Annotated in this window: 13 protein-coding genes; 2 read left to right on the top strand and 11 right to left on the bottom strand. The window is 35.1% G+C overall.

The genetic code is table 11. The annotated features are described in order from the left end of the window. Positions 1 to 427: DUF3875 domain-containing protein (locus tag CJ305_RS17455; protein WP_143469412.1), on the bottom strand; the 427-nt coding region annotated here is incomplete at its 3' end. 271 nt (positions 428 to 698) lie between these two features. Further along, entirely contained in the window at positions 699 to 986 is a 288-nt protein-coding gene (locus CJ305_RS17445; RefSeq protein ID WP_099647585.1) for a hypothetical protein, read from the bottom strand. A 189-nt stretch (positions 987 to 1,175) separates the two neighbouring features. Here CJ305_RS17445 and CJ305_RS17440 point away from each other — a divergent pair, with 189 nt between their 5' ends. Both CJ305_RS17440 and CJ305_RS17435 read left to right on the top strand, forming a co-directional pair. Beyond that, the gene (locus CJ305_RS17440; RefSeq protein ID WP_099647584.1) at positions 1,176 to 1,820 is read left to right on the top strand and encodes an N-acetylmuramoyl-L-alanine amidase family protein; all 645 of its coding nucleotides are present in this window, start codon (positions 1,176 to 1,178) and stop codon (positions 1,818 to 1,820) included. A gap of 183 nt (positions 1,821 to 2,003) precedes the next feature. Further along, positions 2,004 to 3,134 (top strand): cysteine desulfurase family protein, encoded by a 1,131-nt coding sequence (locus tag CJ305_RS17435; protein WP_099647583.1) that lies wholly within the window; start codon positions 2,004 to 2,006, stop codon positions 3,132 to 3,134. Here the strand turns inward: CJ305_RS17435 and CJ305_RS17430 are convergent. The 9 genes from CJ305_RS17430 to CJ305_RS17390 all read right to left on the bottom strand — a co-directional run bounded on the left by CJ305_RS17430 (position 3,115) and on the right by CJ305_RS17390 (position 15,004). After that, positions 3,115 to 3,567 carry a hypothetical protein gene (locus CJ305_RS17430; RefSeq protein ID WP_099647582.1) on the bottom strand — a complete coding sequence of 151 codons (453 nt, stop codon included), beginning with the start codon at positions 3,565 to 3,567 and terminating at the stop codon, positions 3,115 to 3,117. The two genes, CJ305_RS17435 and CJ305_RS17430, sit on opposite strands and share 20 nt — an antisense overlap. Next, positions 3,560 to 5,326 carry an ATP-binding protein gene (locus tag CJ305_RS17425; RefSeq protein ID WP_099647581.1) on the bottom strand — a complete coding sequence of 589 codons (1,767 nt, stop codon included), beginning with the start codon at positions 5,324 to 5,326 and terminating at the stop codon, positions 3,560 to 3,562. Before CJ305_RS17425 ends, CJ305_RS17430 begins: the two co-directional genes overlap by 8 nt. Before the next feature lie 11 nt (positions 5,327 to 5,337). Beyond that, entirely contained in the window at positions 5,338 to 6,468 is a 1,131-nt protein-coding gene (locus CJ305_RS17420; protein WP_099647580.1) for a phosphoadenosine phosphosulfate reductase family protein, read from the bottom strand. Next, positions 6,458 to 9,682 (bottom strand): ATP-binding protein, encoded by a 3,225-nt coding sequence (locus CJ305_RS17415; RefSeq protein ID WP_099647579.1) that lies wholly within the window; start codon positions 9,680 to 9,682, stop codon positions 6,458 to 6,460. The genes CJ305_RS17420 and CJ305_RS17415 overlap by 11 nt, the downstream gene beginning before the upstream one ends. Then, positions 9,675 to 10,538 (bottom strand): DUF4007 family protein, encoded by an 864-nt coding sequence (locus CJ305_RS17410; RefSeq protein WP_099647578.1) that lies wholly within the window; start codon positions 10,536 to 10,538, stop codon positions 9,675 to 9,677. Before CJ305_RS17410 ends, CJ305_RS17415 begins: the two co-directional genes overlap by 8 nt. After that, positions 10,531 to 10,851 carry a helix-turn-helix domain-containing protein gene (locus tag CJ305_RS17405; protein WP_099647577.1) on the bottom strand — a complete coding sequence of 107 codons (321 nt, stop codon included), beginning with the start codon at positions 10,849 to 10,851 and terminating at the stop codon, positions 10,531 to 10,533. Before CJ305_RS17405 ends, CJ305_RS17410 begins: the two co-directional genes overlap by 8 nt. Positions 10,852 to 10,986: 135 nt before the next feature. Beyond that, a complete protein-coding gene (locus tag CJ305_RS17400; protein ID WP_223248916.1) occupies positions 10,987 to 13,485 on the bottom strand; it encodes a hypothetical protein in 2,499 nt (832 codons plus the stop codon). Positions 13,486 to 13,605: 120 nt separating this feature from the next. Continuing rightward, on the bottom strand, positions 13,606 to 14,268 hold the full coding sequence (locus CJ305_RS17395; protein WP_099647576.1) for a P-loop NTPase family protein: 663 nt from the start codon (positions 14,266 to 14,268) through the stop codon (positions 13,606 to 13,608). Further along, positions 14,252 to 15,004 carry a hypothetical protein gene (locus tag CJ305_RS17390; protein WP_099647575.1) on the bottom strand — a complete coding sequence of 251 codons (753 nt, stop codon included), beginning with the start codon at positions 15,002 to 15,004 and terminating at the stop codon, positions 14,252 to 14,254. The genes CJ305_RS17395 and CJ305_RS17390 overlap by 17 nt, the downstream gene beginning before the upstream one ends. Positions 15,005 to 15,007: the final 3 nt, after the last annotated feature.

Genomic DNA, 15,007 nt, shown 5'->3' with positions numbered 1-15,007 from the left:
TAACGTTGTCATCCAGTTCTTGCACAATTCCCTTAGAAACCTTCCGGAAAGGGTTGACATATTTTGAATTATTAAGTGCCTTGTTCTTGGTCAGTATGAAGAACAGATAGCATTTATGTTCTATGTGTCCTCGACCTTTGAAATGCTCGTATGTGGCTTTTTCCAGAAAGGTTGTATTCGGAAGTTGTTCCGAAGAATAGGATTTCTTCAAATAGATATCCTGTTTATGAACCACAGTCCCAATAGGCAATGATTTTAGAGCCTGAAACCAAGCACCGTGCATATCCTCAAAATCCTTTTCTGAAAGGGAATAGATTTCAGGTAAATTCCCTTCATAGCACAGTACTACGTTGCCATTGTTAGCAAAGATGATATTGTCCTGAATATCTGCAATGGGATGATATGCCGAAAGGTTAATCTTGTTCATAGTCGAAACCTGAATTACGCTTGTTACTGATAATTTTAGGGAATGCGTTAGCTGTTTGAAATAGCTGAGGGTTATGGGTTATTCTCGTCAATGCCACGTAAAGCCCAGCATTAAAAACCAGTACACTTATAATTATCCCGAAGCTGAAAGAGAATATGATAATGAGCAACGAGGCCAAAATGGAAACCATCATTAAGGCAAACAGGGAAATGGGCAGCCCAAAAATAACCGCCCGTTTCCTAATGTTTTTATAGACCTCGAACCGCTTCATTTACACAACAATTCCTATGAGGTACGTGAAGATGCCGACTACCGCACCTGCAATCAAAACAAATACAAGTACTCTGGTAATCCCTTTTTTTAGGTCTGCATTTTCGCCAAAGAAATGTCCTGCGTTAAACAGGAACCCGATGAGGAAAATGACCCCTAATATGATTGGAAAAATAGTTCGGATGGTGTTAGAAACATCATCGACCGAATCTTCAATGCCACCAATTTGAGCAAAAAGTGAAGTGGATAAGAGTGAAAGAATGGATGCTAAATAGAATGATTTTTTCATAACGGAACGGTTTAATTTTTTTGGTTCATTTTTGTTATGGAAATTTACATATATTTGTTTATAAATAACTGATAATCAAATAATTGTGAATAAAATATTATTTGATTTCATTTGAATTCGGTTGCTATTAATTGGCATCATATTTTATGAAATTTTGAAGTGAAGTTGTTGATAACCCGAAAATTGAAAATGAAAAAAGTGCTCAAAAACGTCAGTTTTGTCATTTTGCTTCTAAAAATGTGCACCATTTTTGGACAAGAAACGAGTGCTCAAAAACGAATTGTAATTGACGTTGGACACGGTGGAAAAGATTCCGGTGCAATAGGTGTAAATGGCATCCAAGAAAAGGATGTTGTATTCGATATTGCAAATGCCATTTTAAAATTGAATAACAAAATGGAAAAGCCTCTTGATATTTATTTGACAAGATATAGCGATACGCTTATTTCGTTAACCGATAGAAGTAAATTGTCCAAAGCTTTGGAAGCAGATGTGTTTATTTCGTTGCATTGTAATCATTCGGATAATCCAAATGCGAGAGGTGTTGAAGTTTATGTTTCTAATGGAATATCACAATATTCAAAAGATGCCACTTGGTTGGCTTTTGATTTGCAAACTGCTTTCAAAAAGCAATTGAGATTTGAAAGTAGGGGTGTTAAGTTTGCGAATTTTCAGGTGTTGCGGGAAACCATAAGTTATTGTGCTTCGGTCCTTTTGGAACTTGGCTTTTTATCTAATAGGGATGAAGCCGAATATCTTAAACAGCAAGAAAATGTTTTTGCCCTAGCCTTGTCCATTTTAAATAGCTTACAAAACAGAAAAATGAAATTATGAAAGATATGTTTACAGAAGTGGTAAAGAGTATAAAAAAGGTTTTGATAGAAACTTTTTTAGAGATTAAACTAATGATTGCAACATTACGAAAACTCTAATTTTCATTGGTTTGCCAAAAAGGATATTCATTTTTCAAGAAATAGATATTTATATTTTTAACTTTGCTGTTGTTATTTAAAGAGCGTGAACGAAGAACCAATATATTTTGATTTTGCATCTACTACACCAGTAAACGAGGAAGTTTACGATGCAATGTCGCCATATTTTCTCAGTTATTATGGAAATGCTTCGAGTAGTACTCATAAGCAAGGGGAAATGGCTTCTATAGCCGTTGAAAAAGCCAAAAATCAAGTTTCCAAGCTTATTAACTGTGATGAGAATGAGGTGTTTTTTACGAGTGGCTCAACTGAATCTATCAAGTTGGCCATAAGTCGAGTTTTCTACAATAGTTTAGATGCAGGAAACCATATAATCACTTCCAAAGCAGAGCACAAAGCAGTTTTGGATACGTGTGAGGATTTAGAAAGAGTCGGTGCTCGGATAACCTATCTTGATGTTGATGACAATGGAAAATTAGATACAAGTTTACTGGAAGATAGTATTGGAAGTGATACAATACTTGTAGCATTAATGCACGTTAACAATGAAACCGGTGTTATTGCCGATATTGGGGATATTGGTACTATATGCAAGAAACATAATGTTCTTTTTTTTACAGATGCGACACAATCTTATGGAAAACTTCCACTCAACTTTCAAGATGAAAATATAGACTTACTTTGTTTTAATGCGCATAAAATTTACGGACCTAAAGGCATTGGTGGTTTATTAGTCAAATCAAATGCTAAAACTAAATCTGGTGTATCGGTTAAACACCTTATTGATTCTGTAAATTTAGGGACACAGAATGTTCCAGGAATTGTAGGCTTGGGAAAAGCTAGCGAAGTGGCAATGTTTAAGATGGAAACAAATTACCAGAAAATTCAAAAGTTGAATACTCATTTACAACAAAAATTGCGGCAATCAAAATTGGGTATAGTTAATGCAGTTTCAGCTAATAGAAGCCCCTTTATTCTTAATATACAACTTGCAAATCAAGATGCCGAGTCATTTATATTAGGAAATAAAAATGTGCTTTCTGTCTCTACCGGTTCTGCTTGCAATTCTCGCTTATTAGAACAATCTCACGTTCTGAAGAGTATGGGGTTGAGTAAGGAAAAAGCTGATAGAAGCATTCGCGTAAGTTTTGGTGCTATGACAACTCAAACTCAGTTGAATAAGCTGATTAAAGCCATTAGAAGCGCGAATAGTTAGTTTCAAAGGAATTTACAATGGACGCCGCTAATTTTTTGATTCTCGAATTTCCTGTTCTTGGGCTAAGTCTTACCCACGAAATAACATCAAAAGTAGGATTGAGTTTACCACGCAATAAAATCAGTTCTTTTTGTACTAAATATTCAACAGCTTCCCTATATGATTTTTCTACTGATGTAAATTCTCTTGTTTTAGGCAAAGGGAAGGACAGTAACAATATATCATCTACGTCGTTGACTTCATAACCTCTGGTTTCGACAAACCGTTTTCGTAAAGTTCCCTTTCTATTAAAGTGTGCACCGGCTCTACCAATTGTACCAGTATAACTGTTGGTCATTCCTACATAAACGATTTTGTGTTTTTTGGAAAGCCAAATATAGATATATGCTTGATCCGAACCATTGAAAGTCCCCAATATACTAGTTTCAAGCATACTTTTCGTCACTGTAATTTGGTGGCAAATCGTTTTCTAGTTTTCTACACATATTAGCTAGAAATTCCGATACTATCCTTCTGGACTCTCTTAAAATAACTTTTAAATCGTCGTATTCATATTTTCCAATATTCTTGTAGGCGTATAATTCGGAATCGGCAAATTGAAGCATCATTAAATCGAAGAGAATCTGTAAATCTCTATTTTCGGCATTATCTTCATAGATTAGTCTTGCAAATCGGTGAATTTTATTAATCCTTACACAATTCCCTAAATCGGTATCATAGTAAGGTTCCCATAAAAGGTTGTCCTCAACAGATGATACCCTGAATATTTTAGTGAGGTTAGGGTTTTTTTCACCTTTCACGGCCTCTTCTTTTTCATCTTCGGTGTAGTCATCATCCACATCATCCACTTCTTCACCCTTATCCTCTTTCATCATTTTAATTATCCACTTGATTTTCGAGGTCATATCGTCCGTAATAGCTTTTAATCTCTCTAAAGCTATTTCCTCATCGGGTAGGTCATCACCAGGCAATATTTCTATCTGCTCAAATTCTTCTAAGAGTTTGTTCGCGATTTCGTTTGGTGCTTTATTAATTATGTCTCTACTAATCTTACCTGCATTTTTCCAAGCAGCCTTACTTTTACTTTTTGCTTCTTTGGTAAAATCGCTGATATTTCTAAACGCTTCTTCAGAAAGGGTGAGCGAAGATTTTTTCACATCAATGTTGAAGAAATCATCTGCCTCATCATTGATAAGTATTCTTCCTCTAAAGGCATAAAAATCTTGGTCGTATGGAATAATACCTTGTAAGTTTGAAGCCCAGGATATCAGTCTTTTGTTTCTATACACATAAAATCCATAGTTACCTGCTTCAATTAAATACCTTTCACGGACTTCCTTGTCTCTCGATTCCCCAATATTTTTGATTCTATAAATAGGTGGATAAGGCAGCTGCGTTATCTCAATAGTAACATTTATTTGTAGTTCATCATCAAGGGTAAGCTCTTTTGGTTTTTCTATCCATCTTACTTCGGTTCCGTCCCACTCATTTTCGTTTAGATTTCCATTTTCGTTGGCTTCAGAAACAAACAACGGGTCAATGGCATCTATTTTTTTGTCGCCAATTGTAATATTGATTCCGCTTTCAGATAGGAAATAGAAATAGATGACACCAACTTTTGTTTTAAGTTCCTTAATTGTATTTCTAACACTTGGATGGTTGTTTAATCGAATAGCAGAAATAATAATGATGGTACCCTTGCCTTCCTTTAGATAGGTGTCAATTAATTCAGATTCATTCTCGTCAATTTCAGTTTTTTCAGCAAAATATTCCTTGGCTTCCATCACTTTTGGAAGAGAGACTTCGTACTTGTTAAATCCTGTTCCATCCGAAGAAATTACCTTAAGAACATCACCCTGAGAAAATGAAGCTGATTTTAAACCTAAGCCAAATTTGGATAGGGATTTATCATCATAATGGTCATCTGTTGAGCCAAGTTTAAGCGCTTCTTTTATGGCATTTTCGTCCATACCATCACCGTCATCTATTATAATGTATTCCTTGACATTGTTTCTCTTGTTATCTGAGAAGTCCTCGCGCTCTTTTTTGATTAACAGATTTATATTCTGTGCATTTGCCCTTACTGAATTATCTATAATATCGCAAATGGCGGCGGAAGTTGTGTAGCCAATTCTGCTCAATCCAAATAAAAGCCTTCCGGCATCTATGGATAAATCGATTTTATCACTCATATATTTATATTTTAAATGAAGCAGCTAGCACAACCAAGACCTTCCGCTTCAATAATTTCATCTTTCCAACTGTTGGTGGTTCTTTTGCTAAGCTGCCTTTTCATTCTCGTAAAATGTTCTTTTTTAATGGCTTTAACTCGTTCTGGTTTAGACAGCTCTTCTAAGGTCTCGCTATCCATCCAATTGTAACCGTCTTTTTCATATACCATAGCTTTTTTAAATAAGGCTGGATGATTTTCCAAGAGCCAAACCCATTCTATTTTTTGCTGGTAAAAACAAAAGAAACAACCGGACCTGCTTCGAGAATAGGTACCAGTTTCTATTTTACCATCAATTTCTACTTGGTATGATTTTTTTATATAGTACGCTGGTATGCCAACACCACTCTCATCTAGTATTTTAAAGATGTCATCCAATACCAAAACTTCATCATTATCTATTAAAGGGAATTCTTCCAAAAGGCCTACAGGATAATTGGTATTTTCTTTTAAATATTCAAACACTACCCGATTAAATAATTTTACATCGCTGTTTAGAAGGAATTCTAATTTTTGTCCTTGTCTAAAGCTTGGCGAAATTGGCTGATTGACCCTATTGAGAATATCTTCTTTTAAATGGTTTGGACTTAGACTGTTATATAGTTTTGCAATCTTTGGAATATTATTATTAGCCAACACTTCTTTTATAACGTCTTCGCTCCAAATATTTTTTCTAAACGGAAAAATAGATTGCACGTTGGTTTTTTTGGATATATAGCCCTCTCTGTTTTCATCTCCTCGTATTCCCACGTATGATATTGTAGGCTCATCACCAATGTATTTCTCAAAGGGTTCTAACTTTAGTTTTTTGGTGCACCATCTTGCAGTTGAAGAGGGAAGATAACCACCATATTCAGCTAGAAAATGGTCAAATGTGGTTTTGTACGGGGTTTCTTTTTCCGGTTCGACAGCAAAAATTGTTTTAATGTCTTTACCTAACCTGCTGTTTAAGGCTTCTATAAGTTCATAGGTTTCTTTTAATTCTTTTCCTGTGTCGCAAGAATAATAGTCTACATCCAAAGTGGGATATAGATTTTTAAGATAAAGTGCTAGTGCGGCGCTATCTTTTCCTCCAGAAATTCCAAGTACGTGTTTAACCTTCATCGTGCAAAGTTTTTAAATATCTAATTATAGCAGCTGCACTCAATTTGTCATTTTTGGATAGTACCTTGGCTAAATCTTTCTGTAATTTTGAAACTTTCTTTTCTTCAGAAGCACTCAGAACGATATTTTGTTTTATGGTTCTACCTGAGATATCTGTTAGTTGAAATTGTACTATTTCATTATTTACAGTTTCATTTGCCAAAGAATGTAACTCCAATAGATTATCTAAATTTGAGAGTACCTTTCTTGTATTGTCCATCAAAAGGGCTTCGTCTTCATCAGTCATTTTCTCGATAGACTTTCCAAGAATCACATCAGCAATGGATTTTAGCCAAGAATCACGTTCGTCTAGTTTGGACATTATGCGGTTAAGAAAAACTTTTTCTTTTTGAATCAACAAGTGTGGTTTCAAAGACTTGTAACGCGCTTGAATTTTACTCTTGTAAACAGTAAAATCATTACTTTTCAGATTTAGAGCGTCGCATATATTTTCTTCATACCTGTTTAACAAGCCTTCGTAGGCAACTCTAATTTCACTGATAGCCCCATTTAAGCGTTCAATGAAGTCATTTAGGATTTCACTGTCATTTTCTTCGAGGTTAATGTTTTTATATCCTAATCCTTTAGGTATTTCTGATAGTAGCGCATTTTCTGGGTCCTTCGCAGATGCAATGGCATCCCTCAAGCCCTTAGACGATGGACTTAATCGATTGGTTTTTTTAACGTAATCTGGTAGGGCACTATAAAAAGCTATGAAACTACTGAAAATAGAAATCAGCGAACTTTCGGGTTTGTTACTAGATGTATTAACACCTGTAATCTCTTTATATTTATTGAAAAGGTTTAGTCTTACGCCTTCAATCTTATATGATTTCAGTTCATAATCGGAAGGTTTCTTATGCACAAGGTCAAGAACTTCACTGGTTAGGTAAGGGACATAACCAGAAGCTTTGTGAAATAGTGCATAGTCTTGATTTTTTACAATAAGGAATATAGGAATCCAAAAATCTATGAACCCCTTCTTAAGTTTAAATGGTGGTTTAGATAGCGATTCGTATAATTCAGACAAGTTCTTTTTAATATGTTTTGAATCCTCTAAGAAATTATTGCAATGTTTCCATAGCGGTTTAAAACTAGAATTCGTAGGCTCAGTGAGAATATATCCGTTGTTTTGAGCCTGGTGTATTCCTGTCTCTTTTATAAGTCCCAGATAAATGGATTTTTGAGGTGGAAACTTGTGGTCATCATAATTTAAGTTTTCCTCTTCGCTATACTGCAGTAAATCCTTCAAGAGGTTTTTACGTGCGGTTAGAATAGGGGTGCTTAAATACTCTTTATTGACCATCTCGTTTAAATAACAAGGTGTGTCAGGATATTCTTTTTTTACTATTAAGGAAAAATTTCTGTTTAAGGTTACCTTTGAATCAATTTTGAGTTTTTTACCATCATAGAACCAATCAGCATTAGATTTTTCATAAATACCATATTCTAAAAGTTTTTGCAGTTTTTCTATTTCGTGGGCTTTCTCTTCCGTTAGTATTTTTTTTACAACATTATCCTCTGCATACTTTTGTAATACAAAATCCATCTTTTCGATTTCATAGATACAAGACTTTACAAATTCAAAGTCTTTGAGAAGTACGTATAGTTGTGCCGGTTGTTGGACATCGGTATTCTTTAAATCCTTTTGTTTTATGTCTTTATTGAGAATTATATGTATGTAGCCGTCAATTCCCCCTTCAGGTTTAATGTTTTCTATGTAATCCGATACATTTACCTTGAAGAACCTTGGGGTGCCAATTTCAAAATAAGCTTCCTTGGCAAAATGATATTTTTCTTTAAAATAATATCTGGCTTTTGAAGCAATGTTGATGGCGGTATCAATATGTGAACTTGCGTCAATCAATTCCTGTTCTACATCAACATCCGTTCCGTCAATAAAGAAAAACTTATTACGATAATTATAGAACTTAATTATTTTTTGACTTATGAGCTTTTCAATATATTTTTCGGAATCAGGAATGTTTAAGGCATACTTACCATAATTTTCTAGGAAAGTTTTATCCAGCCTACCGAAAGATTTTGCAAATAAGTTTACCAAGCCAATGGTCTTTATGATTTTGGCTAAATGCTCATATCCAATATCGTTTATAGCCTCTGCCTTGTCCAACGCCTTTATGATGGTATTCCATTGAGGCTTGTGTGGGTTTGAATATCTATCTTCTAATTCACTAGTTAAATGAAGTGTTAGATAATCAAATACGTCAGCTACACTAAAAAATGTATGATTGTCTCCATCTATTTTATCAAAGAAAACTTGACTGTTAGCCAAAAAAGAGAACAAAGACCTTTCGTTTTGACCATACTTTTGTAAAGACTGAGCCAAGACATTTGCTGATAAAATATCGAATGGATAAAGTTTATTGGCTAAATCATAATTCAGAGTTTCTGAATTGCTCACCAATTTGCTTTCGTTTATTGTATTGAATAAATTTTGAAAACCAATTTGCTTTGGTTTTTTAATATTCAAACCTTCTATTCTTTCGGATGCTAGATAAAGTAGCTGCTCAATGGGCTCATCAAACGAAATGTCAATTAATCGCCCTTTTACTTTATCCCATTCGTTCTTTTGATTTCGAGATAGGTCAATGGCGTAAGAACCAAAATTTTGATGCAACGTTGTAATCAAAATAATATTCCTATTGGAATCGTTTACCAACTCAGCCAACTGCTGTATGAAGTATAATTCGCTATCTGGATTGTGTTTGGCTGCGTATTCAAGAAATTTACCAAACTCATCGATTAAAATCACTAATATTTCATCCTTGTTATTAAGTGATGTAGCACGCCTGCTTATCGTCTCAATAAGGTCTGAATTGGTAGTATCTTCCTTAACCTTGAAAGATTTCTTTAGTACTGTTGTCAAGGGTGCGGCTTCCCCAATAATTTTTAAGAATGAAAACTTCTCAAACCCTTTAAACTGGCCATTAAGATTAGCAAAATAAGGTTTTCTGTCATTAAGGTTTTTTTCGAAAGCCCAAAGGAAACTGGACTTCCCAGTACCATAAGATCCAATTATATTAAATGAATGATGTCCCTGTTGAAAACCAGAAACTATTCTTTCAAAAACATTTTTTGTATTAGGTGTAACTACGTAATGGATGTCGTTTACGGCATCGCGCTCAATATTTGTGGATGTTGTAAACTTATGCATTATAGTAACGTTCTAATATGTCCCACTTGCTAGGGATATTTTTAATTTGTATTTCTTTTCTTCCGGCATCCTTCTTATAAACAACTTCTTTAAAAGTTTCCGATATTTCCTGAATTTTGAGTTCTGTACCTTCAGTAGAGCAAGCAAATACATCACCTATATTGTTTTGTATATCATCAAAACTTATAGAAGTAAACTCTGGGAAATTGTCTAAGATTAGAAAGTAAAATATTTCTTTGGGTATCTCTGGTCTCTCACTTACCTTCAATTGAAAAACTGACCCTTCCTCGGTATCGGTAACTTTAGTAATAAGATTGAGGTCGATGAAGATGGATGATAAATCGTCTTCCATATCCTTAATGTTCTTATCGGCTATATAGTATGTTTTTATAAATACCTTGATGTCGTTTTTCAATGAGTTTTCAGCTATCGAAGTTTCATTGTTAGTGGCTGTCCTTAACAAATACCTAAGCAGCTGTTGGGTTGTAAATTGTGAATTAACCCTACTTTTTCTGAATTCCTTAAAAACTAAAGGGTAAATAGAGGCTAGGTTTGTGTCTAACAGTTTATAGTGCAATAACCACAAAGTACCTTCATACTCTAAAAAAGGGTCGTAACCTGTATTGCTATCAAAGATTTTATCGGCGAATACAGTGGCTTGGTCTTCTTGGTCATTTATGCCGAAAGCCTTAAGCCAGAAGTTAATGGACATCACCATATTTTTCCCAACACCTAGAGCTGTTACCGCATCAGGGTTTTTGAAAGACTGCCCCTTAGAAAGGTAATCGTAGCCTTTCTTCAACCAAAAATGGCGACAGTGAAATGTTTCGTGTCCTGTAAACGTTAGTTTATTCATTTATTTTCGATTCGCCGTTTTTATTTTTTAAATAGTTCAATTTGTCTTTACATTCAACTAAAATACGCTCTGGATTTTCTTCCTCTAAAAGGGTAAATACAACCTTGTCGGTTAAGTATTTTTTTTCCAATTCAGAAATAGCAACATTATAGAATGAGGCAAAGTCTGACAGAAGCTCTCTTTTAGGAAGCCTCTCATTTCTCTCATATTTACCAAGTGTTGACTGGTCTATATCTAGTGCCGCTGCAACTTTTCTTATAGGCAGATTTTGCAATTCTCTTAGTGTTCTGAGATATTCACCCAATGTTTCCATCGTTGTTGAATTTTATTTTAGAGACAAAATTTGTCCTTACAAAAATAGGATTATTTAAATCAATACCAACTATTGGGATAGGATATAATGACATTATTTTCACACCACAATAATTCAGCTGAAAAACACTTAGTTTTAATCGCCAATTCCCTGCATCATAGCTTCCATACCACCAAAATTTAAAATAAAGGTTGAATAGTAGTGGTCAAACAAGTCTTTAAGATATTGACCCAAATCCACGTGTTCTAGCTCATCTTTTCCTTCTACTTTTTGCCTAATCTCATAGCCTCTATTTTTACTGATTGTATATAGAAACAAAGTGTGAAAATATACCGAGGTGTAATATTTCCGGTTAGCAAGTTCTAATTGCTCTTGGTTGATATTCTTTTCTTTCGATTTGAAGTTTTTCAGTACAGTACTGTCCATATTGATGAAAATGCGGTTGAGTAAGTCACCTTCAGCATCTGGAATCATAACAGTAGAATAATCTACATCAAGGCTTGTGGCTTCTTCAACCGCTTCCCAGGTTACGTCCGTATCAGAATTCTCATCCGTGCTCTTGTACATAAAGACTAGCTTTGGCAATCCCAACAAATCATTATCGCTTTCTTTTTTCGGTGCCTCACTTTTTGGTTTATTGTTGTCGGTAATTTTTACCCAAAATAATTCCTCTATATTGCCATTTGGTGATGAGAGGCTCGCTTTCATTTGAATGCTGTCGCCAATTTTCAATTCATTTTTGGGGTTAAGGGAAATTTTTATTTTCCCTTTGTTTGGGCTACTTTTTACCACGTTAAAAACTTCATCAATTTCTTTGGGTTCACCAGGTTTATTTCCACCATCGGAATCATTGGGTTGTATGTTGAGTACACTAACCTTTAAATCCCCAGGTTCTTCAATTCTATCAAAATAATCATTGGCTACATCTGTAGAAAAACGAATCGATTTTTCACCATTTAGCGGTATTGTGGCAACTTCTTTTTTATTACTACTGTTAGCGTCGATTCTAAAAAATGATGGAAATCTTTTAGGCTCAAAAGGTGTGGGTTCTTTTTCATTTGAAGTTCGATTCTTCCTTCCCTCAGTTTTCTTTTCCTTTTTTATGTCAAGCTTGAATGTTTGGTTCAGCAATTTTGCCAACTCAGAATCAAGTGGCAGATTTTTGGTAAAACTTTTGAGTAAATCACTTGTGTTTGAAGAAGTATCAATATCAACAGCCTGTTTTCGTCGTTTTTCTATTTCTGCCAACCTTCCATCTTTTGAGCTCAATTTTTTTGCCAGATAACTTCTAAGGAATTGAGTTTCATCACCGTCCTTGAGCCTGTCCCTGGAAGCCATAAAAAGTTCCTTCCGGAAGTTATATTTCATTTCGGTACAATCGACGTGAATCAACAAATGGCTTTTTAACAGATTAAGCTTTAATGAACGTGTAATAAATTCAGAAGTATAATGCCCGTGGGTTTGTCCATTAAGTGAGAACATCACCGCCATTGAATTTTTAAAGTATCTATCCTGTATGATTTTTTTGGTCTTCTTGAGGTCATAATCCTTTACCTTGGTTTTGAACACGTAGCAGGATACTTTCATTTTTCCGAAGACATCATCCGTGAAATTCTCTGAAAAGCTTTCGTCTAAATATTCGGATTCCTCAGCTGCTAAACGCCTCTTTAAACCGAATAAATCATTTTCCAGAACTTTATTATTTGGATAGCGCTCAGCGGTATCGACTGTTAAAATTGGTAATGCGGGTTGAAATAAAAACTCATTGATACTCTGGTTCAAGTCTTGGGCAAACCCGGAATAGCCCTTGGGAAATTGATAAGAATACAGTTTTAATATGGTGCCTGTTTCAAATTGGCGATTGTTAAGTCCAAGGTCTAGTTTTGAAGCTGCGAACGAAGGTATTTTTCCATCAATAAGTAAGTACTCATACCACGTTTCTTTTGCTTGGTCAGATTCTTTTTTAGGGTGCTCACGAACCAGGGTGAAGCCAAAATTACCGTCATTCGAGTACCTTTTAGAAGCAATAAGTTGGTATCGTTTTTTTCCGCAGAATACAATGGCACCACTTCCACCCATATTGTATTTACCCTGTACAAAATGAATGTCGTTCTTATTACCACGAAGTAGCGAGAGAAAGGTGTCCTCAAACTTTTCGGGATGCTGCCCTTCGCCGTTATCATAAACTACGACTGAAGTTGGATATTGGTTTCGCTGATTTCTTGGTCCTTTACCGTCAGCAATAATTTGAATATTCTCGGCTTGCTCTTTGCGAAATGAAGATAGATCCCAATTATTTTCTGGATAAAACTTTTGAATGGCTTCATCCATTGAATTCGGTGCAGTGTCAGATTTTGGGTCAATTCCCGAAAGAATGCATTCTTTTGTTAGTAAAGCATCAATGGCATTGGTAACTTTTTCTATTAACGCGGCAATAGGACTTGATTGTTGATTTTTTACCACACCATAATTGCTAAAATTTCCACCCAATGGTTTCCAGTTTGAGTCGTCAAATATTATAGAATACGTATTAATTATATCCAATAAATCTTCTTCATCTTTGGAATTATATAACTTGAAAAAGAGTACTTGATTATCAATTTTTGCTGAAGGTTGAGTAAATAGGTCTGCCATAAATTTGAACGAAATATTAAAACCCCTAATATAGTAAAACGGGATGCTAGCAAAAACAGTTTTCAATTATTTCTAATTAGGTTAGCAATACATTCAGTTTAATTTTTTTTGATATAAAATTCAATTTCTTTTATCGCAAGCTTTGGTATCAAAAGCAATCAAATTAAACAGCTCACGCATTCTACTTCGAACACGATTACCATAGCGTTCTTCCAATTCTTCCGCATTTAGGTTTGTAGTCGCGTGTGTTTTAATTTTGTGTTTACTATCCAAGTAAAGTTCGTAGCGAGAAAGCAGCACTTCGCCCATTACATTTAAATCCTTACCGTAAAATCGACCAGCAGGTTCTATGCCTAAATCGTCGAAGCAGTAGAATTTGTTATTACCATATTCCTCGACTGTTTTAAAACCAAGATGGTTAAAACTGAAGGTTACATTCCGGCAAGGAATCATTTCATAGGGCCGCTGCATAGGCACTATATGGCGTAGCAATTTCATCAAAGAGGTTTTTCCACAGCCCACTGGTCCAGAAAGCAAAATGCCTTTGTCGATATCAATTCCATAAGTTTCGCAGTTTTCTTTATCCATAATGAAGTAGGAGCAGAGCTTCAACAGTATTTCCTTGTCCTCATCATAGATTTTAAATTTTTTACCAAACAGAAGTTTGCCTTTGGCGTTCAAATAAATCAGGATTTTTGGAAAGTCATACATCACGCTTTTTCCATCAAACTTGCCCAGTGAATATTCTACGCCACCTTCAATAATTTTAGAGGGGTTGTCCATAATCTTTGTTTTTAGTGGTTCGCAAGTTGTCCTGTTTTTGGGACGCTTCTTTTTTGTTTGAAATATTTTTGTCGTCGAATACTTCGGTTCTATCCATCCAATTGATAGCAACTGCACGCCAATCTCTAATTTCTTTTCCGTCACTCGTTTGCCATTCCCTTTCGTAGTAATGCTCAAAGAATTTTTTTCCTTCATCAGCATCAAAACCTTTATCTTCAAAAAATAAAATAACGGCCTGCCTACCCTTTGGCTGTTTTATATTGTTTTCTTGTTTGTTATTGTTTGTATTAGATACCAATACTTGTCCACCTATGGGACGGTGTTGGTACACGACCTGTCCATTTTTGGGATGGTTGTGTCCCTCAAGCGGTACACTTCTGGGATGGTACTGTTCCGCTAGTTGTTCTAATATGGGATTGTACTGTCCCGTAACAGGTTCATCACTTGTCCCGATAATGGACATCTTAATTTTGCTACCTTTATATGGATTGTTGGAAGGGAAATAGGAAAGATAGAACCACGAATCTAAATCGGTTATGCACCTGTGATATGTGGATTTTGAACCAATTTTAGCTACGCGCATCAATTCTCTTCGGTTTACGTAGAATTCGTCCATAAAACGACAACTGTTCCACTCTTGGAACAGTGCCATATATAAACTAATATGGGTAGGATTCAGGCGGTCATCAAAATAGAACTTTTCAAAAGCCGCATTAAGTAGCTTTATATAGTTCATCGT

The organism is Leeuwenhoekiella nanhaiensis (genome assembly GCF_002744755.1).
Lineage (GTDB): Bacteria > Bacteroidota > Bacteroidia > Flavobacteriales > Flavobacteriaceae > Leeuwenhoekiella > Leeuwenhoekiella nanhaiensis.
Note: the sequence above shows the minus strand (reverse complement) of the source record. Positions and strands in the feature narration are given on the sequence as shown.

Bases quoted from the DNA above. Each gene is read 5' to 3' on its own strand.
- CJ305_RS17445 (WP_099647585.1), bottom strand. From the start codon at position 986: ATGAAAAAATCATTCTATTTAGCATCCATTCTTTCACTCTTATCCACT.
- CJ305_RS17440 (WP_099647584.1), top strand. From the start codon at position 1,176: ATGAAAAAAGTGCTCAAAAACGTCAGTTTTGTCATTTTGCTTCTAAAA.
- CJ305_RS17430 (WP_099647582.1), bottom strand. From the start codon at position 3,567: ATGCTTGAAACTAGTATATTGGGGACTTTCAATGGTTCGGATCAAGCA.
- CJ305_RS17425 (WP_099647581.1), bottom strand. From the start codon at position 5,326: ATGAGTGATAAAATCGATTTATCCATAGATGCCGGAAGGCTTTTATTT.
- CJ305_RS17420 (WP_099647580.1), bottom strand. From the start codon at position 6,468: ATGAAGGTTAAACACGTACTTGGAATTTCTGGAGGAAAAGATAGCGCC.
- CJ305_RS17415 (WP_099647579.1), bottom strand. From the start codon at position 9,682: ATGCATAAGTTTACAACATCCACAAATATTGAGCGCGATGCCGTAAAC.
- CJ305_RS17410 (WP_099647578.1), bottom strand. From the start codon at position 10,538: ATGAATAAACTAACGTTTACAGGACACGAAACATTTCACTGTCGCCAT.
- CJ305_RS17405 (WP_099647577.1), bottom strand. From the start codon at position 10,851: ATGGAAACATTGGGTGAATATCTCAGAACACTAAGAGAATTGCAAAAT.
- CJ305_RS17400 (WP_223248916.1), bottom strand. From the start codon at position 13,485: ATGGCAGACCTATTTACTCAACCTTCAGCAAAAATTGATAATCAAGTA.
- CJ305_RS17395 (WP_099647576.1), bottom strand. From the start codon at position 14,268: ATGGACAACCCCTCTAAAATTATTGAAGGTGGCGTAGAATATTCACTG.
- CJ305_RS17390 (WP_099647575.1), bottom strand. From the start codon at position 15,004: ATGAACTATATAAAGCTACTTAATGCGGCTTTTGAAAAGTTCTATTTT.